Source organism: Delftia sp. SD018, assembly GCF_017355445.1.
Lineage (GTDB): Bacteria > Pseudomonadota > Gammaproteobacteria > Burkholderiales > Burkholderiaceae_C > Comamonas > Comamonas acidovorans.
The window spans coordinates 137,507-160,546 of the sequence record NZ_JADDRN010000008.1 but is presented as its reverse complement, the minus strand read 5'-3'; the positions used below and the strand labels follow the sequence as shown (position 1 = coordinate 160,546).

Genomic DNA, 23,040 nt, shown 5'->3' with positions numbered 1-23,040 from the left:
CCTGAGCATGTTTCAGGCTATGGCCGCGCATACCCCGAGGGTAGTACGCATGAAAAACCCGCCGAAGCGGGTTGGATAGAGACAGTTGGCGTACTCAGGAGGCCGCGCCGGCCTTGGCCGGCGTGGCCGGTTTGGCGGCCTGGTCCTTGGTCGGCTTGGCGCCTTTGGCTGCCGTGTCCTTGGTGTCCTTGGACGCCGTGTCCTTTGCATCGGGCTTGGTTCCCTGGCCCTTGTAGCTGGTGCCATTGACCGTCAGGCCGTCACCCGAGAACTTGGCGGCGGTCGGTTCGCCCACGCCTTTGACGCGGGCAATGAAATCGGGCCAGTCCTTGAAGGCGGAGGATTTGCGCTCCTCGAGAATGCGTGCCGACATGGCCGGGCCAATGCCCTTGATGGATGTCAGTTCGGCTTCATTCGCCTTGTTGACTTCCACGGCAGCTAGGGCCATCACGGACCACAGCAGTGCAATGAAGCCAGCCATCAGTTTTCTGAACATACAAACCTCCTGATCCCAAAATGTTGAGGGCCGCAACATTGCGACCCAGAGGCATCTTATGCAGGGCCTTGGCGTGCGGCTAGGCGGTGAAGGAGGCCAGCTGGCCCGTGCAGGCATGGCCGAACGTGTGCAAAGTCAATGGCCATGCGCCTGCCAAGGCGGTTTCTAGGAATACTCTGAAAATACACCGTCCATGCCGTGTTTGCCAATGGGGGTGACGCGATGCAGGGGGTGGAGCTGCCTCTCGCGCCTGCCCCGCATCACAGCTCCTCGACGCGCCGGGCCGGATAGCTGTCCCAGCTCTGGCAGCCGGGGCAATGCCAGAAATGCTGGCGTGCCTCGAAGCCGCAGGCTGCGCAGCGGTAGCGGGTCAGCGGCTTGGCCGCGTGGTCCAGCGCGCGTTGCACGGCCGGGTGGTATTGCTCCTCGGCCAGCTTCTCGCCTGCCAGCCACTGCGCGGCAGCCACCAGGGAGGGCTCCCTGTCCAGATGCTGGACCAGGCGTGCGCGTCCCGGTGCCTTGGTTTCACCATCGTTGCTCTGTTCTTCAATTTGAGCGTCCAGCGCGACCAGGGCCTGCAGCAGATCCAGCGAGGGTGCCTGCTCGTACTGCTGGCTGAGCAGTTGGTGGATGTGCTGGCGCTGGCCCGTGGCGGCGGCAATGTCCACCAGCAGCTGAGCCGCCAGCGGCAGCGAGGCTGGAGACTGCTCGGCCAGGCTTTCCAACGTGTGCAGGGCCTGGGCCGATTGCCCCATGCGGTGCTGCAGCTGCGCGTGCTCCAGGCGCGGGCGTGCGGCCTGTGGGGCGGTGGTGATGGCCTGCTGCAGCCGCTGCAGTGCCTCGGCCTGCTGGCCCTGGGTCAACAGGGCCTGGGCGTCTTCGCAGAGGTAGTGGGCCAGGCGGCCGCTGAAGTCGCCCTGGTTGGCTTCCTGCATGCGGCGCGCAATGGCGGCGGCCTGTGTCCAGTCGCGCGAGCGTTCGTAGATGGCCAGCAGGGCCAGGCGGGCTTCGGCCTCGAAGGCCGTGCCTTCCAGGCGGCGCAGCGCGTCCTCGGCGCGATCGAGCAGGCCTGCCTTCAGAAAGTCCTGGGCCAGCGCGTGCTGGGCGCGGTCGCGGTCCACGCGGCTGAGGTCGCCGCGCGACAGCAGGTGTTCGTGCACGCGCACAGCGCGGTTGTATTCGCCACGGCGGCGGAAGAGGTTGCCCAGCGCGAAGTGCAGCTCCGAAGTGTCGGGGTCGTTCTGCACGGCTTCGATGAAGGCGTCGATGGCCTTGTCCTGCTGCTCGTTGAGCAGGAAGTTCAGGCCCTTGAAATAGGCCTTGGGCGCCTGGCGGTTTTCGGCGCGAATCTGCCTCAGGTCCCAGCGCGAGGCCAGCCAGCCCAGCACGAAGGCGACGGGCAGGCCCAGCAATATCCAGCTCAGATCAAATTCCATGCACGTCGCCCGGCAGGATGGGGGATGGGGCAGCCTTGGGCGCCGTGGCCGCTGCCGGTGCCTCGGCCGCGGCAGGCACTGTGGCCTGGGTCGAGCGCGCGGCGTTGCGGTGCTTGAGCCAGCGCGGCACCATGCCCAGAACGCCCACGATCAGGCCCAGGGCGAAGGCGGCCAGCACCACCAGTACCAGCGGCGCAGTCCAGGAGGTGCCGAAGAAGAAGTGCACCGTCGCGTCCTGCTGGTTGTTCAGGGCGAAAGCGAACAGCGTAAAAAAAATGGCCGCCTTGAGCAGCCACAGGAAGTACTTCATGTGTTCCCTTGTGTGACGGGAACGATTCTAGAGCCTGGCGGAGAGGGCGGCTGCGGCGCGCGCAGCCGGTCAGCCCGCTTTCAGGCGGCAGGGCCGGTGCCTGTGCCGGAGCCTGTGTCTGTATCGATGGCCGCACCGGGGCGCAGGTCCACGGCTTCGCGCAGGGCCTTGCCGGGCTTGAAGTGCGGCACGCGCTTGGACGGAATGTGGACGGCCTCGCCACTGCGGGGATTGCGGCCCATGCGGGGCGGGCGATGGTTGACCGAGAAACTGCCAAAGCCGCGGATTTCGATGCGATGGCCTCGCACCAGGGCATCGCTGACGGCGTCAAGAATCGTCTTGACGGCCTGCTCGGCATCGCGCTGGCTCAGTTGGCCAAAGCGGGCGGCGAGTTCTTCGACGAGATCGGATCGGGTCATCAAGGATAGGAATCAGGGGTTGAAATGGCGACGGGCGCCCGGAGGCGCCCGTCGCATCCGACCTTCAGCGGTCAGCAGACTGGCTGCTGATTACTTGTCGGAGTTGTCCAGCTTGGCGCGCAGCAGGGCGCCCAGGCTGGTCGTGCCGGCGTTTTCCTTGGCCGACTGAGCGGACAGGGAAGCCATGGCTTCTTGCTGGTCGACCTGGTCCTTGGCCTTGATCGACAGCTGGATGTTGCGGGTCTTGCGATCCACATTGACCACCACGGCGGTGATTTCGTCGCCTTCCTTCAGCACCGAGCGGGCATCTTCCACGCGGTCCACGGCGATTTCCGAAGCACGCAGGTAACCGATGATGTCTTCGCCCAGGTCGATTTCAGCACCACGTGCGTCCACCGTCTTGACCTTGCCCGACACGATCTGGCCCTTGTCGTTCACGGTCACGAAGGTCGTGAAGGGATCGCTGTCCAGCTGCTTGATGCCCAGGGAGATGCGCTCGCGCTCGACGTCCACGGCCAGCACGATGGCTTCGACTTCCTGGCCCTTCTTGTAGTTGCGCACGGCAGCTTCGCCGGGCTCGTTCCAGGACAGGTCGGACAGGTGCACCAGGCCGTCGATACCGGCAGCCAGGCCCACGAACACGCCGAAGTCGGTGATCGACTTGATCGGGCCCTTGACGCGGTCGCCGCGCTTGGTGTTCTGCGCGAACTCTTGCCAGGGGTTGGCCTTGCACTGCTTCATGCCCAGCGAGATGCGACGCTTGTCTTCGTCGATCTCCAGCACCATGACTTCGACTTCGTCACCCAGGGTAACGAGCTTGGTCGGAGCAATGTTCTTGTTGGTCCAGTCCATTTCGGAGACGTGCACCAGGCCTTCGATGCCGGGTTCCAGCTCGACGAACGCGCCGTAGTCGGCAATGTTCGTGACCTTGCCGAACAGGCGGGTGCTCGAGGGGTAGCGGCGCGAAACGCCCATCCACGGGTCGTCGCCCATTTGCTTCAGACCCAGCGAGACACGGTTCTTCTCGGTGTCGAACTTGAGGATCTTGGCGGTGATTTCCTGGCCAGCCTGCACGACTTCCGAGGGATGACGCACGCGGCGCCATGCCATGTCGGTAATGTGCAGCAGGCCGTCGATGCCGCCCAGGTCCACGAACGCACCGTATTCGGTGATGTTCTTGACCACGCCTTGAACGATGGCGCCTTCCTTCAGCGTTTCCATCAGCTTGGCGCGCTCTTCGCCCATCGAGGCTTCGACCACGGCGCGGCGGCTCAGCACCACGTTGTTGCGCTTGCGGTCCAGCTTGATGACCTTGAACTCCATCGTCTTGTTTTCGTACGGAGTCAGGTCCTTGATCGGACGGGTGTCGATCAGCGAACCGGGCAGGAAGGCGCGGATGCCGTTGACCAGCACCGTCAGGCCGCCCTTGACCTTGCCGGAGGTCGTGCCGGTCACGAATTCGCCCGATTCCAGGGCCTTTTCCAGAGCCAGCCACGAGGCCAGGCGCTTGGCGGTGTCGCGCGACAGGATGGTGTCGCCGTAGCCGTTTTCGATCGAGCCGATGGCGACCGACACAAAGTCGCCCACCTGGACTTCGATTTCTCCCTGGTCGTTCTTGAATTCGTCGATTGGCACGTAGGCTTCCGACTTCAGGCCAGCGTTCACGACGACGAAGTTGTGCTCGACGCGCACGACTTCAGCGGTGATGACCTCGCCAGGACGCATTTCCGTGCGTTGCAGCGATTCTTCAAACAGGGAGGCAAAAGATTCAGACATGTATTTCCTTGCCCGCAAACAGGTTTCCGCCGGCACTATTGCCAGGCGTTTCTAGGACTGTTTGCGGAGGTGTTGTGGGTTCAACCACGGTGTTGGAGTCTATGGACCTCGGGCCGTACATGGGGCGGTGCCGCCATGTCTGGGCCCGGAGGGCGGGTTTGCCGACGTGCGGCGCAACTGGCAATCAGTCGCGGCCGAACGGCTGGCGTTCCTGCCACCACGAAAGCACCTGCTCTGCCACCTCTTCGATGGAAAGTTCGGAGCTGTCAAGCAGCATGGAATCCTGGGCGGGCTTGAGCGGTGCGACGCTGCGGTTCATGTCCCGCGCATCGCGTGCTTCAAGGTCAGCCCGAAGGGCGCTTATGTTAGCGGCAATTCCTTTGGAAATCAACTGCTTATGCCGGCGCTCGGCGCGACAGGCGGCGGAGGCCGACAAATAGACCTTGAGGGGAGCATGGGGAAAGATCACCGTGCCCATGTCGCGGCCATCGGCAACCAGTCCCGGAAGCTGCTGGAAGGACAGCTGCAGGTCCACCAGCGCGTCGCGCACGGCAGGCAGGGCCGAGACGCGCGAGGCGTTCATGCCCGACTCCTCGCTGCGCAGGATGAGGGTGACATCCTCGTCACCCAGCCAGATGCGCTGCTCGGCGTCAAAGCGCACGGGCAGCTCGCGCGCCAGCACGGCGATCTGCTGGGCGTGCGGTTCGTCCAGCACCAGGCCGGCGCGCGATGCGGCCAGCCCCGTGAGCCGGTACAGCGCGCCCGAGTCCAGCAGGTGGTAGCCAAGAGCCTGGGCGACCTCGGCGGCAATCGTGCCCTTGCCCGAGGCCGTGGGGCCATCGATGCAGATCACGGGAATGCGCGCGCGGGCCGTCTCGCAGACCGAGAACAGGGCCTCGAAGTAGTCAGGGAAGGTCTTGGCGACGCACTTGGGGTCTTCGATGCGCACGGGCAGGGCGGCCGGGTTGAAGGCTGCCAGCGAGAAGCACATGGCCACGCGGTGGTCGTCATAGGTGTGGATGCTGGCCGCACGCCATGCGGCGGTGGACGCGGGCGGCGTGATGCGGATGTAGTCCGCGCCCTCCTCGACATCGGCGCCCAGCTTGCGCAGCTCCTTGGTCATGGCCGCGATGCGGTCGGTTTCCTTGACGCGCCAGCTTGCGATGTTGCGCAGCGTGGTCGTGCCATCGGCATACAGGGCCATGACGGCCAGCGTCATGGCGGCATCGGGGATGTGGTTGCAGTCCAGGTCGATGGCCTTGAGCGGCCATGCGCCACGGCGGATGCGCAGCCAGTTGGGGCCACCTTCCACCTCGGCGCCCATGGCGCGCGCGGCCTCGACAAAGCGGATATCGCCCTGGATGGAGTCCAGTCCCACGCCGAGGATGCGGATGCCTTCGGCGCTGTCCGAGGCGATGGCGCCCAGTGCGATGAAGTAGCTGGCCGACGAGGCGTCTGCCTCGACATGGATCTCGCCCGGCGAGCTGTAGCGGCTGCCGGCCGGGATGGTGAAGCGCTGCCAGTTCTCGTTGTGCACGGCAATGCCGAAGCGGGCCAGCAATTCCAGCGTGATGTGGATGTAGGGCTTGGAGATCAGCTCGCCCACGACTTCGATGGTGATGTCGCGCGTGTTGGCCAGCAGCGGCAGCGCCATCAGCAGCGAGGTCAGGAACTGGCTGGAGACATCGCCACGCACCTGGATGGGGCTGTGCGGCAACTGCGAGAAATCGGGCTGGCGGATGTGCAGCGGAGGAAAGCCCTCGTTGCCCAGATAGTCGATGCGGCAGCCGAGCTGGCGCAGCGCATCGACCAGATCACCGATGGGGCGCTCATGCATGCGCGGCACGCCGCTGAGCTTGAAGTCGCCGCCCAGCACGGACAGGGCTGCCGTCAGCGGCCGCATGGCCGTGCCGGCGTTGCCCATGAACAGCTCGGCACTGGCGCCGGAGGGCAGGACGCCGCCCAGGCCGGTGATGCGCACGGGCTGGCCAAGGGTGATGGTGGTGGGCTCCACCGTGCAGCCCAGTTGCTGCAGGGCCCGTAGCATGACGCGCGTGTCGTCCGAGTCAAGCAGGTCGTGGACCACGGTCGTGCCCTGGCTCAGTGCCGCGAGCAGCAGCACGCGGTTCGAGATGCTCTTGGAGCCCGGCAGGCTCACCGTGCCCTGCGCGCGGGAAAGAGGGGGGATATCGAGGAAGGCGGTACTGAACATGGCAATTCGGATGCAAACAGGCTGTCGGGAGGCATTGCGGCCGCGCTGGCCGCAATGCACAGGAGCGCTTTGGGTGCGCCGGGCTTGCGTCTGGCGCTTGCCCTGCGTTGCGCGTCAGCGGCGCGGAGTGCCCATGCGCCAATGGGCGCGCGCGGCGCTGGCCAGGGTCAGGTGGTCTTCAAGACCTTGTCCGTCACCGGCCTGGATCAGGGATTCGAGTTGCTGCAGCGCCTGCTGGAACTGGCGCGACTGTGCCAGAACCTGCTCGCTGTTGGCCAGCAGCACATCACGCCACATCTTGGGATCGCCTGCGGCAATGCGTGTGAAGTCGCGGAAGCCGGGGCCGGCCAGGGACAGCACGTCGTCGGAGTCGGGCTGGGTGATCACGCTTTGCATCATGGCGAAGGCCAGCAGATGCGGCAGGTGGCTGACCGTGGCAAAGGCGCTGTCGTGTGCTTCGGGCGACATGGCGCGCACGCGGCAGCCCAGCAGTTCCCACAGGGAGCGGGCCTTTTGCAGGTGGTCGGTCAGCGTGCGTTCGGTGGGCGTCAGGATGACCTGTGCGCCCTTGTACAGCTGGGGGTCGGAGTGCTCGACGCCCGAGACTTCCTTGCCTGCAATGGGGTGGGCCGGGACGAAAGAGCCGAGCTGGTCGCGCAGGGCCGAGCGGGCGGCATGCACCACATCGACCTTGGTGGAGCCCACGTCCATGATCATCATCTCGGGCGTGACCAGGTGCTTGATGGACTTGAGCGTGGCCTCGGTTGCCGCCACGGGCACGGCCAGCAGCACCAGGTCGGCACCGGCGGCGGCCAGCAGGGCGGAGGGGGCCTCCACATCGATGACGCCCATCTGGCGAGCGCGTTCGGTCGTCGAAGGCGACTTGCTGTAGCCCACGACGCGCTTGACCAGCCCTGCCTGCTTGAGCGCCAGGGCGAACGAGCCGCCCATGAGGCCGCAGCCGATCAGGCCCAGTTGTTCAAAGGGCTGCATCACTTGGATACCGGGTAGGTGCCCAGCACCTTGTAGAAGGCGCACAGGCCGCGCAACTCTTCCAGCGCGCTGGCCACGTTGGGCTGTGCCGGGTGGCCTTCGAGGTCGATGTAGAAGTAGTACTCCCACTGGCCGGTGCGCGCGGGGCGCGACTCGAAGCGCGTCATCGACACGCCGTGCCTCTTGAGCGGCACCAGCAGGTCATGCACGGCACCTGGGCGGTTGGGCACGGAGATGATGATGCTGGTGCAATCCTGGCCGCTGGGCGAGGGCGTGGCCAGCGTGTGCGGCAGGCAGATGACGGCGAAGCGCGTGCGGTTGTAGGCATCGTCCTGGATGGCATGCGCCACCACATGCAGGCCGAATTGCTGGGCCGCGCGTTCGCTGGCCAGGCCGGCGATGTTGGGGTGCAGCGCCGCCAGGCGGGCGCCTTCGGCATTGCTGGACACCGGGCGGCGCTCGGCATGCGGCAGGTGCTTGGCCAGCCAGCCCTGGCACTGGGCCAGGGCCTGGGGATGGGCTGCCACGACCTCGATGCCCTCGGTCGTGTTGCTGCTGCGAAGCAGGTTGTGGCGCACCAGCAGGCTGACCTCGCCCACCACGTGGCAGGGCGTGTGCAGGAACATGTCCAGCGAGCGCGTGACCACGCCTTCGTTGGAGTTCTCCACGCCCACCACGCCGTACTGCGCGCTGCCTGCGGCCGTGGCGTGGAACACCTCGTCGAAGCTGTTGCAGTACATCAGATCGGCCGCGCCGCCGAAGTACTGGATGGCGGCTTCCTCGCAGAACGTGCCCGCCGGGCCCAGCACGGCCACGCGCTGGGGCGACTCCAGCGCCAGGCAGGCCGACATGATCTCGCGCCAGATGGCCGAGACATGGCCGTTCTTGAGCGGGCCGGGATTGGCGGACTCGATCTTCTGGATGACCTGGGCCACGCGGTCCGGGCGGAAGAAGGGCGTGCCTTCACGCTTCTTGACCTCGCCGACCTGCTCTGCCACGCGGGCGCGTCGGTTCAGCAGGTCCAGCAGTTGCTGGTCGATATCGTCGATCTGCACGCGCAGATGCGCCAGATCGGGGGAGGCTTGGGGTGTGGTGCTCATGGGCGGGAGTGTGGGTCGGTCAGGCGTTGCGCTGTTCGAATTCGCGCATGTACTCCACCAGCGCCTGCACGCCAGCGATGGGCATGGCGTTGTAGATGCTGGCACGCATGCCGCCGACGGACTTGTGGCCCTTGAGCTGCAGCAGGCCGCGTTCCCGGGCTCCGGCCAGGAAGGCGTCATTGCGCGATTCGTCGCGCAGGAAGAAGGGGATGTTCATGCGCGAGCGGCAATTGGCAGCGACCTTGTTCACGTAGAACGAGGACTGGTCCACGTACTGGTAGAACAGGTCGGCCTTGGCGATGTTGCGCGCCTCCAGGGCGGCCACGCCGGTCAGGCCGCCTTCGGTCTGGCGCTTGATCCATTGGAACGTGAGGCCCGCGATGTAGATGCCCCAGGTGGGCGGCGTGTTGTACATCGACTGGTTGTCGGCCACGGTCTTGTAGTCGAAGGCCGAAGGGCAGGCCGGCAGGGCGTGGCCCAGCAGATCCTCGCGCACGATGACCAGGGTCAGGCCGGCCGGGCCCAGGTTCTTCTGCGCGCCGCCGAACGCCAGGCCCACGCGGCTCCAATCGACGGGGCGCGAGGCCACGTGCGAGGAGAAGTCAACCACCAGCGGAGCATCGCAGCCCAGTGCCTTCAGGTCGGGCAGCTCCTGGAACTCCACGCCATGGATGGTTTCATTGCTGCAGATGTGCACGTAGCTGGCGCCCCGGCTCAGTTGCCAGCTCTCGGGGGCGGGCAGGGCGGTGAACTTGCCGTCCTCGCCGCTGGCTGCGATGTGCGCGTCGGCCACGTACTTGCGTGCTTCCTTGGCCGACTTCTGGCTCCAGCTGCCGCTGAGCACGAAGTCCACCGTGCCTGCGCGCGACAGGTTCAGGGGAACGATGGCGTTCTCGGCCAGGCCGCCACCTTGCATGAACAGGATCTTGAACTCGGGCGGTACGGCCAGCAGCTCGCGCAGGTCGGCCTCGGCCTGTTCATAGATGGAGATGAACTCCTTGCCGCGGTGGCTCATCTCCATCACGCTCATGCCGGACCCGTGCCAGTCGAGCATTTCGGCGGCTGCCTGCTGCAGCACTTCGGCGGGAATGGCGGCGGGGCCGGCGGAGAAGTTGTAAGGGCGGTTCATGGAGTTCACTGTCAAGTCACGCGCAGGCGCCAGTTCGGGCGGTGCCTGCAACTGTCAAAAATCTGGGCCGCCGCTGGGGCTGCGCTCCCGGTGCGGGAGGCAGTCCCAGCGGCGGCTGGGTCATCAGGCGGGCTCGCCCGTGCCTTCGGCAGCGGCTTCGTCGCCGCCCGTGGCCTCCTCGCCCGTGGCCTCGTCCTCGACTTCGTTGGCATCGTTTTCAACGATGCGCTGCAGGCCGCCGAGCTTGGCGCCTTCGTCCAGGGAGATCAGCGTCACGCCCTGGGTGGCGCGGCCCAGTTCGCGGATTTCCGAGACCCGGGTACGCACCAGCACGCCAGTGTCGGTGATCAGCATGATTTCGTCATCGGCATGCACCAGGGTGGCGGCGACGACCTTGCCGTTGCGCTCGGACTGCTGGATGGCAATCATGCCCTTGGTGCCGCGGCCATGGCGCGTGTACTCCACGATGGAGGTGCGCTTGCCGTAGCCGTTCTCGGTGGCTGTGAGCACGCTTTGCGACTCGTCCTCGGCCACCAGCATGGCGATCACGCTCTGGCCTTCTTCCAGGTTCATGCCCTTGACGCCGCGCGCGTTGCGGCCCATGGGACGCACGTCGTTCTCGTCGAAGCGCACGGCCTTGCCGCCGTCGCTGAACAGCATCACGTCATGCTTGCCGTCGGTCAGGGCTGCGCCGATCAGGAAGTCGCCCTCGTCCAGGCCCACGGCGATGATGCCGGCCTTGCGCGGGTTGGAGAACTCGTCCAGCGCCGTCTTCTTCACGGTGCCCATGCTGGTGGACATGAACACATAGTGGTCGGCCGGGAAGCTGCGGTACTCGCCCGTCAGCGGCAGCACCACGTTGATCTTCTCGCCATCCTGCAGCGGGAACATGTTGACGATGGGGCGTCCGCGCGAGCCGCGCGAACCTGCGGGCACTTCCCAGACCTTGAGCCAGTACAGGCGGCCGCGGTTGGAGAAGCACAGCAGGTAGTCGTGCGTGTTGGCGATGAACAGCTGATCGATCCAGTCGTCTTCCTTGGTGGCCGTGGCCTGCTTGCCGCGTCCGCCGCGCTTTTGCGAGCGGTACTCGGACAGCGGCTGGCTCTTGATGTAGCCCGTGTGGCTGAGCGTGACCACCATGTCGGTGGGCGTGATCAGGTCCTCGGTGGACAGGTCCTGCGCGCTGTACTCGACCGTGCTGCGGCGGGCGCCGACCTTGCTCTGTCCGAACTCGGCCTTGATCTGCTTGAGCTCGTCGCCAATGATGGCCGACACGCGCTCGGGCTTGGACAGGATGTCCAGCAGGTCCTCGATGACGGACATCACGTCCTTGTACTCGGCGACGATCTTGTCCTGCTCCAGGCCGGTCAGGCGCTGCAGGCGCATCTGCAGGATTTCCTGGGCCTGGGTTTCGGACAGGCGGTACAGGCCATCGGCCTGCATGCCGAATTCGCGCTCCAGCCCGTCGGGGCGGTAGTCGTCGGCGTTGACCACGCCGCCATCGGTGCGGGTGCGCGTGAGCATCTCGCGCACCAGCTTGCTGTCCCAGTTGCGCGTCATCAGCTCTGCCTTGGCCACAGGCGGCGTCGGCGCGTTGCGGATGATGGCGATGAAGTCGTCGATATTGGCCAGCGCGACCGCCAGGCCTTCCAGCACATGGCCGCGCTCGCGCGCCTTGCGCAGCTCGTACACCGTGCGGCGCGTGACCACTTCGCGGCGGTGCTGCAGGAAGACCTCGACCAGATCCTTCAGGTTGCACAGCTTGGGCTGGCCATCGACCAGCGCCACCATGTTCATGCCGAAGGTGTCTTGCAGCTGGGTCAGCTTGTACAGGTTGTTGAGCACGACCTCGGGCACTTCGCCGCGCTTGAGCTCGATCACCAGGCGCATGCCCGACTTGTCGGACTCGTCCTGGATGTGGCTGATGCCTTCGATCTTCTTCTCGTGCACCAGCTCGGCCATGCGCTCCTGCAGCGTCTTCTTGTTGACCTGGTAGGGCAGCTCGTCAACGATGATGGCCTGGCGCTGGCCGCGATCGATGTCCTCGAAGTGGCACTTGGCGCGCATCACCACGCGTCCGCGACCCGTGCGGTAGCCTTCCTTGACACCGTTGATGCCATAGATGATGCCGGCCGTGGGGAAGTCAGGCGCGGGAATGATCTCCATCAGCTCGTCGATGGTGGCCTGAGGCGTCTGCAGCAGGTGCAGGCAGGCATCCACCACCTCGTTGAGGTTGTGCGGAGGAATGTTGGTGGCCATGCCCACGGCAATGCCCGAGGAACCATTGACCAGCAGGTTGGGCAGCCGCGCAGGCAGCACCAGGGGCTCGCGCTCGCTGCCGTCGTAGTTCGGGCCGTAGTCCACCGTCTCCTTGTCGATGTCGCCCAGCATCTCGTGGGAGATCTTGGACAGGCGGATTTCGGTGTAACGCATCGCCGCCGCGCTGTCCCCGTCCACCGAACCGAAGTTGCCCTGCCCGTCGACCAGCATGTGGCGCAGCGAGAAATCCTGTGCCATGCGCACGATGGTGTCGTACACCGCACTGTCTCCGTGCGGGTGGTACTTACCGATCACGTCGCCGACAATACGCGCCGACTTCTTGTACGGCCGGTTCCAGTCGTTGTTGAGCTCGTGCATGGCGAACAGCACGCGCCGATGCACAGGCTTGAGACCATCTCGCGCATCGGGCAGCGCCCGGCCCACGATCACGCTCATTGCGTAATCGAGATAGCTGCGACGCATCTCCTCTTCGAGGCTGATGGGCAGGGTTTCTTTAGCAAACTGGGTCATGTGTGGCGATACTCTGACGGCGGGAAAAGGCCCATTTTAGGTCGAATGACGTGTAGCAGCCGAGCAACATAACCCTGGAATTCCGCCGCTGTCCTACTTGTTGGCGCCCGCTTGGCGGTCCGTCTGCTTGTGACGTATGGCACAATCAATTCAACGTTTTTGGTGATGGTCACTGATAACGTCCACAGATTCGCAGCCCTGCTGCGGCTTTTTCCCCAAGAGGAGAACCATGAAGAAACTGAACAAAGTGGCGATGTTGTTTGCCTCTGCCGCCCTCGCAACGGCTGCTGGCGCACAAGTGAAGGCTGCTGACGGTGGCAAGACCATCGACAACTGGCAAAACGGCACCAGCGAACTGGTGTGGAAGAACGGCACGAACGAACTGTGCTGGCGCGATGCCAACTGGACGCCCGCCACTGCAGCAGCTGACTGCGACGGTGCCCTGAAGCCTGTGGCAGCCGCTGTGGCTCCTGCCGCAACGCCCGCTCCGGCAGCTCCCGCTCCGGCACCGGCTCCCGCTCCGGCCGTGGCTTCCAAGGTGACCTTCTCTGCTGACGCTTTCTTCGACTTCGACAAGTCGGTTCTGAAGCCCGAAGGCAAGGCCAAGCTGGATGACCTGGCCTCCAAGGTCAAGGGTATCAACCTGGAAGTGGTCATCGCCGTCGGTCACACCGACTCCGTTGGCTCTGACGCCTACAACCAGAAGCTGTCGGTTCGCCGCGCTGAAGCTGTGAAGGCTTACCTGGTGTCCAAGGGCATCGAAAAGAACCGCGTCTACACTGAAGGCAAGGGCGAAAAGCAGCCCATCGCCGACAACAAGACCAAGGAAGGCCGCGCAAAGAACCGTCGCGTGGAAATCGAAGTGGTCGGCACCCGCGCCGCTCAGTAATCTTTCGATTGCTTCCCGCAAAAGCCCCGGCAACGGGGCTTTTTTTATGGCCGAACGGTCGTCGCAATCACCGACAATCGAGCCATGAGCAACGCAATCAACGTCAATGCCGACCCGGCGGAGCTGGAGAAATTCTCCAGCTTGGCCCATCGCTGGTGGGACCCGGAAAGTGAGTTCAAACCTTTGCATCAGATCAATCCGTTGCGCCTGGACTGGATTGATGCGCAAGCTCCCTTGAAGGGCCGCAGGGTCCTTGATGTCGGCTGCGGTGGCGGCATCCTCGCCGATTCCATGGCCCGCAAGGGGGCGAGAGAGGTGGTGGGCATCGACCTGGCCACCAAGGCATTGCGCGTGGCCCAGTTGCATGCGCTGGAAACGGGTACTCCGAACATCCACTACCACGAAGTCAGCGTGGAACGTCTGGCCGAGGAGCAGCCGGGCTCCTTTGACGTGGTGACCTGCATGGAGATGCTGGAGCATGTGCCCGATCCCGCTTCCGTGGTCGCGGCCTGCGCCGAGCTGGTCAAGCCCGGAGGCTGGGTGTTCTTCTCCACGATCAACCGCAGTGCCAAGGCCTTTGGTCTGGCCATTGTGGCGGCTGAGTACCTGCTCAAGATGATTCCCAAGGGGACGCATGAGTACGCCAAGCTGATCCAGCCCAGCGAACTCGCCCTGTTTGCCCGTCAGGCTGGCCTTGACCTGCAGGCGAGCAAGGGTCTGCAGCACAACCCCATCACCGGGCGCTACTGGCTCAGCGCGGACACGTCGGTGAACTACATGCTGGCAACGCGCCGGGCAGAAGGGTGAGCCGCATGTGGCAAGAAGTCCGAGCTGTTCTGTTCGACCTGGACGGCACCTTGATCGACAGTGCACCCGACCTGGGTGCGGCCGCAGACAGGATGCGCATTGACCGTGGCCTGCAGTCGCTTCCCTATGAGCGGTATCGGCCCATGGCGGGCGCCGGGGCACGGGGGATGCTGGGAGTGGGCTTCGGGCTCACGCCTGACTCGCCGGAGTTTCCGGAGATGCGCGAGGAGTTTTTCCGCAACTACGAGCAGTGCATGACCGAGCGCACCTATGCGTTCGATGGTGTCCCGGAGCTCATTGCACAGCTTCAGGCGGCATCCATGCCCTGGGGGGTGGTCACCAACAAATCCATGCGTTTCACCGATCCGCTGACGCAGCAAATGCCGCTTTTCGCGAGCGCGGGTGCCATCGTCAGCGGTGATACCACGCCCCACGCAAAGCCCCATCCAGCGCCGTTGCTGGAAGCTGCCGCGCGTATCGGCCTGCCGCCGCAGAGTTTTGTCTATGTGGGTGATGATGAGCGCGACATCGTTGCAGGCAAGGCCGCAGGCATGAAGACCGTGGCGGCCTGCTATGGCTACCTTGGCGCAGCGGGCGATACGCTGCAGTGGCAGGCGGATGCGCAAATCTATTCTCCGCTGGAGCTCTTGAAACTGCTGGAAAGAGGCTAAGATAGGAGCCTTGGGGCTGTCCTGGTTTCGACGTGGGTTCGGGACCGGTGTGGTGCATGTCGAGCTTGAGTGACGCTCGTAAATCTCCATTCAAAAAACTAACTGCAAACGACGAACGTTTCGCACTCGCCGCTTAAATCCGGTGAGCCTTGCAACAGCACGCTGATGGGCTGGGCAAGGGGGTAGCAATACCTCCCGGCTGCAAGGGAATTTACATCAGCTGGCTGCGTGCTGGGCTTCTTAGTACGTGGCAAGATCCAAGGAAGCTGGCATCCCGGGTAGCGTGCGCCTGCGCGACTTGGGAGGCGAGACTCAAAACAGAACGCTAAACATGTAGATCTGCCCGGCGAAGGCTTGCGGACGCGGGTTCAATTCCCGCCAGCTCCACCACCCAAGACACCGCCACACACTGATGACCTCAGTGTGTGGCGGTTTTTTTTTGCCTTCAAGTGTCCTGCGGTGTCGTCGGAATCGCACGGATTTCGCACGGGCTGCGGGAACGGGTTCGGCAAGGAGGCTGGCCTAGGGTTGATTCAGCTGCTGCCCATGTCGGGCATGGGCTGTTGCGACAGTTCCTGGATCAGCGTGAGGCGGAAATGCGCCAGGGCCTTGGCGCCATGCTGTATGTGGTGCAGGTCTGCCACCCCGCCGATGCCCGAGACCAGCAGCTCTGGTTTGTTGGACAGGATGACTTCTATGAAGTGGTCAGCCAGTTCTGCTGCCAACAGGGTTTCTGTGCTCTGTTTGCTCATGTGCGTTTCCTCCTTGTGTTGGAAATCGCATGGTATGGCATTGCGGCGAAATAGAGGGTGCCGACTGGAGGCGTGGTCAGCGCCCGGTGTCGATTCTCAGATGGCGAGGCTGGCGCGGTCCTTGCCTTCTATCCATTTGGGCGGCTTGCCGCGGCCTGTCCAGGTGGCGCCGGTTTCAGGGTTGCGGAATTTGGGCTCTCCCACGCTGTGCTTGCTGGCCTTGCCGGGCTTGCCGGATTTGCTCTTGGCGGAGGGGAAGACATCCTCCTTCGTCAAACCATATTGCTGCACCATCGCCTTTGCTTCAGCGATCGCATCGGTTTTCGCATTCTGGATGAGGGCGTCGATTTTTTTCTCAAGCTCGGCTTTTTGTTGCAGCAGGGCCTTGTAGTCGGATGTCATGGCAATGATGATTTTCAGTGGGAGATGCGCGTGTATATCACGGGCATGAATATTTTGTAAGTTATCAGTAAGAAAAAGAGTGTGCGAATGCAGGAACGGTCACCAGCGACGTGGCGCGTTCAGAACAGGTGATGGGGATGGTTGGGACGACGAGGTGCGCCCAAGAAAAAGGCCAGCGGCTTGCGCTGGCCTGGGAAGAAAGAGCCGGTGCTTTTTGAAAGCTTCCTGGGGGAATGAGAGGGAGGGAGGAGGAAATGCCCCAGACCCGGCAATGAAACGGTGCAGAAACTGAAGGCGATGATGCCTGCCGTGCGCAGGCCGGCCGATGGGTGAGAGGCGAGTCTGCACGTAGGACGGGGGAGCATCTGCCGAGTCACAGGCTGGTCATCTCCATGCGCGATAAACCGGGAGTTGCGCAACCATGGGGGGGAGCGCATTGTTTTTTTATTGCGCATCCATGTCCATTGCTGCCACGCTGATTCCATTTGTTTTCAACCCGGCCAATCCGATGAGTGCGCCATTGCAGCGCCATCGTTGGCGCCTGTATGGTGCGGGCCTGCTTCTGTCGGCATCTGCCGGGGTATGGGCGCAGGTTCCCTTCAACGGCACCTACACGCAGAATTTCGACACCCTGGCCACGTCCGGGGCGGGGCTGGCCTGGGCCAATAACAGCACCTTGCCGGGCTGGTTTCTCTTCAACAAGAACCTGGCATCCATCACCTCTTATGTGGCTGGCAATGGTGCCTCCAACACCGGCAGCTTCTACAGCCTGGGGCTGAGCGCGGACCGCGCCTTGGGGGGCGTGGCATCAGGCGGGGCCTACTTTGGCAGCCCGGCCCAGGGCGCTGTAGCGGGTTGGATTGCGCTGGCGGTGCGCAATGACACGGGCGGCTCGGTCGATGGCATCACCTTGCGATTCAACGGCGAGCAATGGCGCAACGGTGGCAATACGGAACCGCAGCCCATGGTGCTGGAGTACGGCATGGGAGCCACCTTTGCCGACGTGCCTGAATGGCTGCCTGCCGGCGCGAACTTCAATTGGCAATCGCCTGTTGCCACCGGCACTGCTGCCGCCGTGGACGGCAATGTGGCCGGGCGGGTGAACAATGTGGGCGGTGATCTGCGCGGCCTGGGCTGGGCGCCAGGTGCCACGCTGTGGCTGCGTTGGGTGGAGCTCAATGATGTGGGCAACGACCACGGCCTGGCCATTGATGACGTCTCCATCACCCTGGCGCTGCCCGACACCACGGCGCCCACGTTGCAGGCAAGCATTCCCGCGGCGGCGGCGACCGGGGTGGCGCTGAATCCCGAAATCAAGCTGAGTTTCGATGAGGCGGTGAAGCCCGGTAGCGGCAGCTTCGAACTGCGCCAGGGCGCCACGGTGGTGGCAACGCTGCAGGCTGGCGATGCGGCGCAGGTGAAATTCAGTGGCTCGACCATCACGCTCAACGCGGGTGTGCGGCTGGCGGTCAATACGCCCTATAGCCTGGTTTCCGTGGGCGAGCCGGTGTTGGATACCTCGGGCAATGTGTGGACCGGCACGACGCTGGGCTTCACGACAGGAGACGAGCCGCCGGTCACCAGGATTTCTGCGGTCCAGGGCTCTGGCGATCAGTCTCCGCTGGTGGGGCAGAAGGTGACGGTGAGTGCCGTGGTGACGGCCCATATGCCTGGACTGAGCGGCTTCTTCGTGCAGGAAGAGGCGGCAGACTCCGATGGCGATGCTGCTACCTCGGAGGGCATCTTTGTCTACTACGGCAACGCCAATCCTGGCGTGGATGAGAGCACGGTGGGCAAGCTGGTGCAGATTTCCGCCTCGGTGAGCGAGTTCCGCAATCAGACCCAGCTCAGCGCCATCACGGACTTCGTTGTCCGCGGCGCGGCGGCCTTGCCGGAGCCGGTGCGCATCGCACTGCCTGTCAGCGACATGGGGCAATGGGAGCGTCTGGAAGGCATGCGTGTGGAGGTGGCATCCGCCACCGCAGGCGGCAAGCTGGTGGTGAGCGACAACCGCACGCTGGGCCGCTACGGCAATGTCACGCTGTCTGCCGATGCGCCGTTGGCGCAGTACACCGAAGTCAACGCTCCCAGCGTGGCGGGCTATGCAGCCTACGTGCAGACGCTGCAGCGCAGTCAGATCATTCTCGATGATCGCTCGGGGGCCCAGAATCCCGAGTTCGTGCCGGGCCGTGGCGGCCTGCCGCTGTCGGCGTCCAACACGCTGCGCGCTGGCGATGGCGTGGACCGCGTCATCGGCGTGCTCGACCAGTTCTTTGATGCTGCCGCCAGCGAGCCCTATTTGACCAGCTACCGCGTGCAGCCCACGCAGACGCCGCAGTTCATGGGAGCCGCGCGACCTTCTGCTGCCGAATTGCACCAGGCCGTGGGAGCGGCCACGCTCAAGATCGCATCGGCCAACGTTCTCAATTTCTTCAACCTGACCGGTGCCACAAGCGGCTCTTCCCAGGTGATGTTCAACACGCCGCTGGGCAACCAGCAGGGCATTCGCGGTGCCAACAGCATTGCCGAGCTGGACAGGCAGCGCGCCAAGATCGTGGCCAATCTGCTGGGGCTGGGCGCCGATGTGTACGGCCTGATGGAGGTGCAGAACAATGGCTTTGGCCCGGGCAGCGCCATCCAGGATCTGGCCGACGCCTTGAACGCGAGTGCCGACAAGCCTGCCGGCGCCGTGTATGCGGTGGTCAAGGCACCCTTCAGTGAGGCTGCAGGCACGGTGCCAGGCGCGGGCACGGATGCCATTACCGTGGCCATCGTCTATCGCAGCGACCGCGTCACGCCGGTGGGCAGCGCAGCGGCACCCAATGTCTCTACCTACGATGCCTTCAACGGAAGCATCGGTGGAGCCCGGGTGCCGATTGCGCAGACCTTTGCCGTGGGCGGCAGCACGGAGCAGTTCACCCTGGTGGTGAACCATTTCAAATCCAAGGGCAGCGTGCTCGGTGGCGCAGGCAATGCGGACGTGCTCGACGGCCAGGGCGCCAACAACGCGGCGCGCGTGAAGACGGCCCAGCAACTGAGCAACTGGCTGGCAACCCGGCCCACAGGCGCGACCAGCCCCCACGTGGTGCTGGTGGGCGATTTCAACGCCTATGCGAAGGAAGACCCCATCACCACGCTGGAGTCCGGCGGCTATGTCAAGGTCTCCCAGGGGCTGTCCTACGCATTCGACGGAATGTGGGGTTCGCTGGACCATGTGCTGGTAAGCACCAGTCTGCAGCCCAGCGTGGGGCGTGCGGTCAAGTGGGCCATCAATGCCGAGGAGCCCGAGGTGCTCGACTACAACGTCGAGTTCAAGTCGCTGGATCAGCAGGCCAGCTTCTATGCGCCCACTGCCTATCGTTCCAGTGACCACAACCCCATTCTCCTGGGCCTGAATTTCGGTGGCCGGGCGCCATCGTTCAGTGGCGTGCCTGCCAATGCGCAGGCCGTGGTGGTGGGGCAGGCGGCCGATCTGGCGGACGTGGTGGTGGCCGATGCCGACAGCCCCGTCGTCACACTGTCCATTGTCGCCAGCGGCGGACAGGTGCTGGGCCTGGAGGATGCTGATGCTGCACAGCCCGGCATACAACTGCGCGGCAGCCCCGAACAGGTGTCGCAGCAATTGCGCGCCGCCATGTACATGGCTTCGGTGGCCGGCCCGGCCAGCCTGCAACTGAGCGTGAGCGATGGCGTCCATGCGGCTGTGACGGCCAGCTATCCGCTGCTGGCGACCGCAGCGGGCGCGGTGGACCCGGCCAATCGATTCAACATCACCGGAGCAAGCCAGATTGCGGTTGCGGGCGAGGTCGTGGGCGGTGGTGCCAACTGCCGCCTGGCTGAGCCGCCGCAGGTCGTGGCGGCACCGGGTACTCCACGTCCTGGGGCGGTGGTGCCACACGGGCTGTTGAAGCTCAATACCGATGGCTGTGATGCGGGTGCGCTCGTGACGGTCAGGCTGACCTATCCCAACGATTTGCCCAGTGGTGCTGAATACTGGAAGTGGGGCCGCACGGCAGATAACACTACGCAGCACTGGTACCGCATACCTGCAACGCTGCAGGGTCGCGTCGTCTCCTTCGTGCTGCGCGATGGTGGCCTGGGCGATGACGATCTGCTGGCCAATGGCCGTGTGGAAGACCCTTCGGCCCTGGTGCTGCCTGCAGCGGTCGGTGGCGGCACGCCGGCGGCGATTCCGTCACTGAGCGAGTGGGCGGTCGCGCTGCTGAGCCTGATGATGGGTGGGCTGGCCATCCGTCTGCGCCGCCGCAACCCTTGATGTTGCCGTGAAAAAGGCCCGGTCTGCACCACGTGTAGGCTGGGCTTTTTGCTTTGGGGCAGGGGAAACTGCGGACAGGCATTTGCCCGACTGCGTGCAAGAGGGATAGGTGGGAGAGGATCTTGGTGTGCAGCCGCAGGCCGATGCTTGATGATGGCCGGGTTGGGTGCGAAAGTGGCGCGTCTGCTGCTGCGGGTGCCGTCTCGGTGCAAGCAATGAGAGAGATATCCAGAAACGATCGTGCTTGAAAAAGAGCCTGGCTAACCGGCATACCGCTGGCTGGCAAAAACGACTGCAGGCTGAACTGGCCTGACGAGTCGCCCCACGATGAAACTGAACTGCTGCAACACCATGAATGCTGCAGCATGGGTTGAATGATATACGCAAACAAGAATCATTCTCAAATAAACCCAGAACTTTCTCTGGAATTAGAAAAAGCTTGTGTTTTGCGGTTTTCGCCTGCTGAGCTGGTATCTGACGTGGTGCTGCTCCAGAAAAAACGCCCCGGCTGCGGAGGCGGCCGGGGCGCTGAATGGAGCGTTCCATGCGATCAATCCAGGAAGGACACATGCTAGGGGTTTTGAATGAGAGCGCTTGCGTCTGCGTCTCCGGTCCTTCCTGGTTGTCAAGTGTAAATTGAAACAAGGTGCTTGATGGGGTCAAAGCAGCCGAAGTTGCATGCATCTGAGCCGTAAAGCTGTTTTTTTGTACTCCGATGCAACCGCCTCAAGCCAAATGCGCCGTGCAATGCAAAAAGCCCGCTGTGGAGCGGGCTTTTTTCTGGGAATGTGGACGATGGCTCTTACGCGACCATCGTTTTACGGCAGAACGTCTCTGCGGCTGTCACCGTTGTTTTTTTCGTCGTAGTGCACGACGCGCCGGCGTGAGATACAGCATTGCCTGCGCAGACAACCACGGGATTATAGCAGAGGCAGAATTTGCCGCTGGAGCCATGGGCCTGTGTTGCCGCAGAAGGGGTTTGAAGATGAATGAAATGACGCAAAGGCTTGAGGGCCTGCTCGCATCCGGCAAGGACTCGGCCCTGCTGCGCTGTACCTTGGGCAAGACCTATCTTGAAAACGAGGCGCCTGGGGTGGCTCATTCACACCTGGAGCGGGCCATTGAACTCGATCCCGGCTATTCGGTGGCGTGGAAGCTGCTGGGCCGGGCATTGCTGGCGCTGGGCGACGCTGCTGGAGCGCGGCGGGCGTGGAATACGGGATTGGCCTGCGCGCAGCAGAAGGGGGACGCCCAGGTCGTAAAGGAGATTGGGGTGTTCCTCAAGCGCCTGGACAGGCAGCAGGCGGCCTGAGTCGAGACCCTGCGCAAGGGTGGGTGTGGGTGTGGGTGCGGAGCGGGATTCACGCCTGCAAAAGAGCTTCCCTGGCCAAGGCGTCGGCCTCGGTGTTGCGGTGGCGGGGTATCCAGCGCAGTTGCACGTGCTCGAACCCGGTCAGCATGGTGCGGGCCTCGTCAAAGAGGTCTGCCAGGCGCGCGATGGGCTTGATGGGGCGTGGCGATGGAGTCAACTGCTCCACCAGGATGCTGCTGTCCGTGAAGATGCTCAGGCGGCGCGCCTGCAGGGCTTGCAGGGCCTGCAGCGCGGCCATCAGGGCGCGCAGTTCGGCTTCGTTATTGCAGCCTCGCTCGGGGCAGGGCTCGGACAGAAGGTGGCGGCGTCCGTCGGGTGCGGTGATGACGGCGCCCATGGCCATGCGTCCGGGGTTGGGTACGGCGCTTGCATCAATGTAGGCAGTCCAGAGGTCGGCATCTGAGGGCGCGGGGCCGCAGGCGCTTGGGCGTGATGGGAGCTTTTCCAGAGGCATGCCTGCATCATGCGGCAGCGGTGGAGGTTCGGTCGCATTTCTTGTCGGATGGCGCGGGACAATGCAGGTCTGTAAGTCACCGAACCCGAAGAAGGCAGCGAATGATCAGGATTCTGGGCAAGTCATCGTCCATCAATGTGCGCAAGGTGCTGTGGCTTTGCGTGGAGTTGGGAGTTTCGTTCGACCAAGAGGAATGGGGTTCAGGCCATCGATCGACGCAGGAGCCGGGATTTCTGGCGCTCAATCCGAATGCGATGGTTCCGGTGCTGCTTGATGGACCGCTGGTGCTGTGGGAGTCCAATACCATCTGCCGCTACCTGGCGGCCCGCCATGACCGGCAGGACCTGCTGCCGGCAGCGCCCGCTGAACGCGCGCTTGTCGAGCAGTGGATGGATTGGCAGGCCACCGAGCTGAACAATGCCTGGCGCTATGCCTTCATGGGATTGGTGAGGCACAGCCCCGAGCACCAGGACCCCGTGCAACTGGCTGGCAGCATCGCGAACTGGCATCGCCACATGCGCATTCTGGAGGACCAGTTGTCGCGCACCGGCGCCTTTGCTGCTGGCGCGCAATTGAGCCTGGCCGATATCGTGCTGGGCCTGTCCACGCACCGCTGGATGTCGGCGCCCATGGAGCGCCCTGAATTGCCTGCAGTCCGCGCCTACTACGAACGGCTTTGCGAGCGGCCGGGCTTTCGCCTGCACGGCGCCAACGGCACGCCTTGATGGCGGTCTGGCGCCCTGCGTGACAAAGCCC

General features: G+C 64.1%; 19 protein-coding genes and 1 other RNA gene. 7 read left to right on the top strand and 13 right to left on the bottom strand.

The window, feature by feature from the left end; all coding sequences use genetic code 11:
- Positions 1–94: 94 nt before the first annotated feature.
- The 10 genes from INR38_RS10870 to gyrA all read right to left on the bottom strand — a co-directional run bounded on the left by INR38_RS10870 (position 95) and on the right by gyrA (position 12,661).
- Positions 95–496, bottom strand: coding sequence for a helix-hairpin-helix domain-containing protein (locus INR38_RS10870; protein WP_207443343.1), 402 nt, complete (start codon positions 494–496; stop codon positions 95–97).
- A gap of 260 nt (positions 497–756) precedes the next feature.
- A complete protein-coding gene (gene lapB, locus INR38_RS10865) occupies positions 757–1,932 on the bottom strand; it encodes a lipopolysaccharide assembly protein LapB (RefSeq protein ID WP_034395011.1) in 1,176 nt (391 codons plus the stop codon).
- Positions 1,922–2,242, bottom strand: coding sequence for a LapA family protein (locus INR38_RS10860; protein WP_202758227.1), 321 nt, complete (start codon positions 2,240–2,242; stop codon positions 1,922–1,924). Before INR38_RS10860 ends, lapB begins: the two co-directional genes overlap by 11 nt.
- An 80-nt stretch (positions 2,243–2,322) precedes the next feature.
- The gene (locus tag INR38_RS10855; protein ID WP_207443344.1) at positions 2,323–2,661 is read right to left on the bottom strand and encodes an integration host factor subunit beta; all 339 of its coding nucleotides are present in this window, start codon (positions 2,659–2,661) and stop codon (positions 2,323–2,325) included.
- Between the two features lie 90 nt (positions 2,662–2,751).
- A complete protein-coding gene (gene rpsA / locus INR38_RS10850) occupies positions 2,752–4,455 on the bottom strand; it encodes a 30S ribosomal protein S1 (protein WP_288124655.1) in 1,704 nt (567 codons plus the stop codon).
- A gap of 166 nt (positions 4,456–4,621) precedes the next feature.
- Positions 4,622–6,649 (bottom strand): bifunctional 3-phosphoshikimate 1-carboxyvinyltransferase/cytidylate kinase, encoded by a 2,028-nt coding sequence (locus INR38_RS10845; protein ID WP_043820624.1) that lies wholly within the window; start codon positions 6,647–6,649, stop codon positions 4,622–4,624.
- A gap of 114 nt (positions 6,650–6,763) precedes the next feature.
- Positions 6,764–7,642: a prephenate dehydrogenase/arogenate dehydrogenase family protein gene (locus INR38_RS10840; protein ID WP_207443345.1), complete on the bottom strand. Its 879-nt coding sequence runs from the start codon at positions 7,640–7,642 to the stop codon at positions 6,764–6,766.
- Positions 7,642–8,742 (bottom strand): prephenate dehydratase, encoded by a 1,101-nt coding sequence (gene pheA / locus INR38_RS10835; RefSeq protein ID WP_013801628.1) that lies wholly within the window; start codon positions 8,740–8,742, stop codon positions 7,642–7,644. The genes INR38_RS10840 and pheA overlap by 1 nt, the downstream gene beginning before the upstream one ends.
- A gap of 19 nt (positions 8,743–8,761) precedes the next feature.
- Positions 8,762–9,871: a 3-phosphoserine/phosphohydroxythreonine transaminase gene (serC, locus tag INR38_RS10830; protein WP_012206519.1), complete on the bottom strand. Its 1,110-nt coding sequence runs from the start codon at positions 9,869–9,871 to the stop codon at positions 8,762–8,764.
- Positions 9,872–9,994: 123 nt separating this feature from the next.
- Entirely contained in the window at positions 9,995–12,661 is a 2,667-nt protein-coding gene (gyrA, locus tag INR38_RS10825) for a DNA gyrase subunit A (RefSeq protein ID WP_034395021.1), read from the bottom strand.
- 229 nt (positions 12,662–12,890) lie between these two features.
- On the opposite strand from gyrA, the gene ompA reads away from it, so the two are divergent.
- From ompA to ssrA, 4 genes are all read left to right on the top strand, one after another.
- Positions 12,891–13,550 (top strand): outer membrane protein OmpA, encoded by a 660-nt coding sequence (gene ompA, locus INR38_RS10820; RefSeq protein ID WP_012206517.1) that lies wholly within the window; start codon positions 12,891–12,893, stop codon positions 13,548–13,550.
- An 84-nt stretch (positions 13,551–13,634) separates the two neighbouring features.
- The gene (ubiG, locus tag INR38_RS10815) at positions 13,635–14,357 is read left to right on the top strand and encodes a bifunctional 2-polyprenyl-6-hydroxyphenol methylase/3-demethylubiquinol 3-O-methyltransferase UbiG (protein ID WP_207443346.1); all 723 of its coding nucleotides are present in this window, start codon (positions 13,635–13,637) and stop codon (positions 14,355–14,357) included.
- A gap of 5 nt (positions 14,358–14,362) precedes the next feature.
- Positions 14,363–15,028: an HAD-IA family hydrolase gene (locus INR38_RS10810; RefSeq protein ID WP_043820616.1), complete on the top strand. Its 666-nt coding sequence runs from the start codon at positions 14,363–14,365 to the stop codon at positions 15,026–15,028.
- 12 nt (positions 15,029–15,040) lie between these two features.
- Positions 15,041–15,418: a transfer-messenger RNA gene (gene ssrA / locus INR38_RS10805) on the top strand.
- Positions 15,419–15,561: 143 nt separating this feature from the next.
- Here the strand turns inward: ssrA and INR38_RS10800 are convergent.
- Both INR38_RS10800 and INR38_RS10795 read right to left on the bottom strand, forming a co-directional pair.
- Positions 15,562–15,780: a hypothetical protein gene (locus INR38_RS10800; protein WP_013801634.1), complete on the bottom strand. Its 219-nt coding sequence runs from the start codon at positions 15,778–15,780 to the stop codon at positions 15,562–15,564.
- Between the two features lie 96 nt (positions 15,781–15,876).
- A complete protein-coding gene (locus tag INR38_RS10795; RefSeq protein ID WP_123695790.1) occupies positions 15,877–16,182 on the bottom strand; it encodes an H-NS histone family protein in 306 nt (101 codons plus the stop codon).
- Between the two features lie 457 nt (positions 16,183–16,639).
- Here INR38_RS10795 and INR38_RS10790 point away from each other — a divergent pair, with 457 nt between their 5' ends.
- A complete protein-coding gene (locus tag INR38_RS10790; protein WP_207443347.1) occupies positions 16,640–20,458 on the top strand; it encodes an ExeM/NucH family extracellular endonuclease in 3,819 nt (1,272 codons plus the stop codon).
- 985 nt (positions 20,459–21,443) lie between these two features.
- A complete protein-coding gene (locus INR38_RS10785) occupies positions 21,444–21,770 on the top strand; it encodes a tetratricopeptide repeat protein (RefSeq protein WP_207443348.1) in 327 nt (108 codons plus the stop codon).
- A gap of 49 nt (positions 21,771–21,819) precedes the next feature.
- Here INR38_RS10785 and INR38_RS10780 read toward each other — a convergent pair whose 3' ends face one another.
- Positions 21,820–22,284 (bottom strand): ribonuclease HI family protein, encoded by a 465-nt coding sequence (locus INR38_RS10780; RefSeq protein ID WP_081816135.1) that lies wholly within the window; start codon positions 22,282–22,284, stop codon positions 21,820–21,822.
- A 101-nt stretch (positions 22,285–22,385) separates the two neighbouring features.
- On the opposite strand from INR38_RS10780, the gene INR38_RS10775 reads away from it, so the two are divergent.
- A complete protein-coding gene (locus tag INR38_RS10775; protein ID WP_207443349.1) occupies positions 22,386–23,009 on the top strand; it encodes a glutathione S-transferase in 624 nt (207 codons plus the stop codon).
- The last annotated feature ends 31 nt before the right edge of the window (positions 23,010–23,040 follow it).

Excerpts from the sequence above, each read along its gene's own strand:
- INR38_RS10840 (WP_207443345.1), bottom strand. The coding sequence starts at position 7,642 with ATGCAGCCCTTTGAACAACTGGGCCTGATCGGCTGCGGCCTCATGGGC.
- INR38_RS10860 (WP_202758227.1), bottom strand. The coding sequence starts at position 2,242 with ATGAAGTACTTCCTGTGGCTGCTCAAGGCGGCCATTTTTTTTACGCTG.
- INR38_RS10870 (WP_207443343.1), bottom strand. The coding sequence starts at position 496 with ATGTTCAGAAAACTGATGGCTGGCTTCATTGCACTGCTGTGGTCCGTG.
- INR38_RS10810 (WP_043820616.1), top strand. The coding sequence starts at position 14,363 with ATGTGGCAAGAAGTCCGAGCTGTTCTGTTCGACCTGGACGGCACCTTG.
- INR38_RS10785 (WP_207443348.1), top strand. The coding sequence starts at position 21,444 with ATGAATGAAATGACGCAAAGGCTTGAGGGCCTGCTCGCATCCGGCAAG.
- INR38_RS10775 (WP_207443349.1), top strand. The coding sequence starts at position 22,386 with ATGATCAGGATTCTGGGCAAGTCATCGTCCATCAATGTGCGCAAGGTG.
- INR38_RS10780 (WP_081816135.1), bottom strand. The coding sequence starts at position 22,284 with ATGCCTCTGGAAAAGCTCCCATCACGCCCAAGCGCCTGCGGCCCCGCG.
- INR38_RS10790 (WP_207443347.1), top strand. The coding sequence starts at position 16,640 with ATGTCCATTGCTGCCACGCTGATTCCATTTGTTTTCAACCCGGCCAAT.
- lapB (WP_034395011.1), bottom strand. The coding sequence starts at position 1,932 with ATGGAATTTGATCTGAGCTGGATATTGCTGGGCCTGCCCGTCGCCTTC.
- ubiG (WP_207443346.1), top strand. The coding sequence starts at position 13,635 with ATGAGCAACGCAATCAACGTCAATGCCGACCCGGCGGAGCTGGAGAAA.
- gyrA (WP_034395021.1), bottom strand. The coding sequence starts at position 12,661 with ATGACCCAGTTTGCTAAAGAAACCCTGCCCATCAGCCTCGAAGAGGAG.
- INR38_RS10795 (WP_123695790.1), bottom strand. The coding sequence starts at position 16,182 with ATGACATCCGACTACAAGGCCCTGCTGCAACAAAAAGCCGAGCTTGAG.
- INR38_RS10800 (WP_013801634.1), bottom strand. The coding sequence starts at position 15,780 with ATGAGCAAACAGAGCACAGAAACCCTGTTGGCAGCAGAACTGGCTGAC.
- serC (WP_012206519.1), bottom strand. The coding sequence starts at position 9,871 with ATGAACCGCCCTTACAACTTCTCCGCCGGCCCCGCCGCCATTCCCGCC.
- INR38_RS10855 (WP_207443344.1), bottom strand. The coding sequence starts at position 2,661 with ATGACCCGATCCGATCTCGTCGAAGAACTCGCCGCCCGCTTTGGCCAA.
- INR38_RS10845 (WP_043820624.1), bottom strand. The coding sequence starts at position 6,649 with ATGTTCAGTACCGCCTTCCTCGATATCCCCCCTCTTTCCCGCGCGCAG.
- ompA (WP_012206517.1), top strand. The coding sequence starts at position 12,891 with ATGAAGAAACTGAACAAAGTGGCGATGTTGTTTGCCTCTGCCGCCCTC.
- pheA (WP_013801628.1), bottom strand. The coding sequence starts at position 8,742 with ATGAGCACCACACCCCAAGCCTCCCCCGATCTGGCGCATCTGCGCGTG.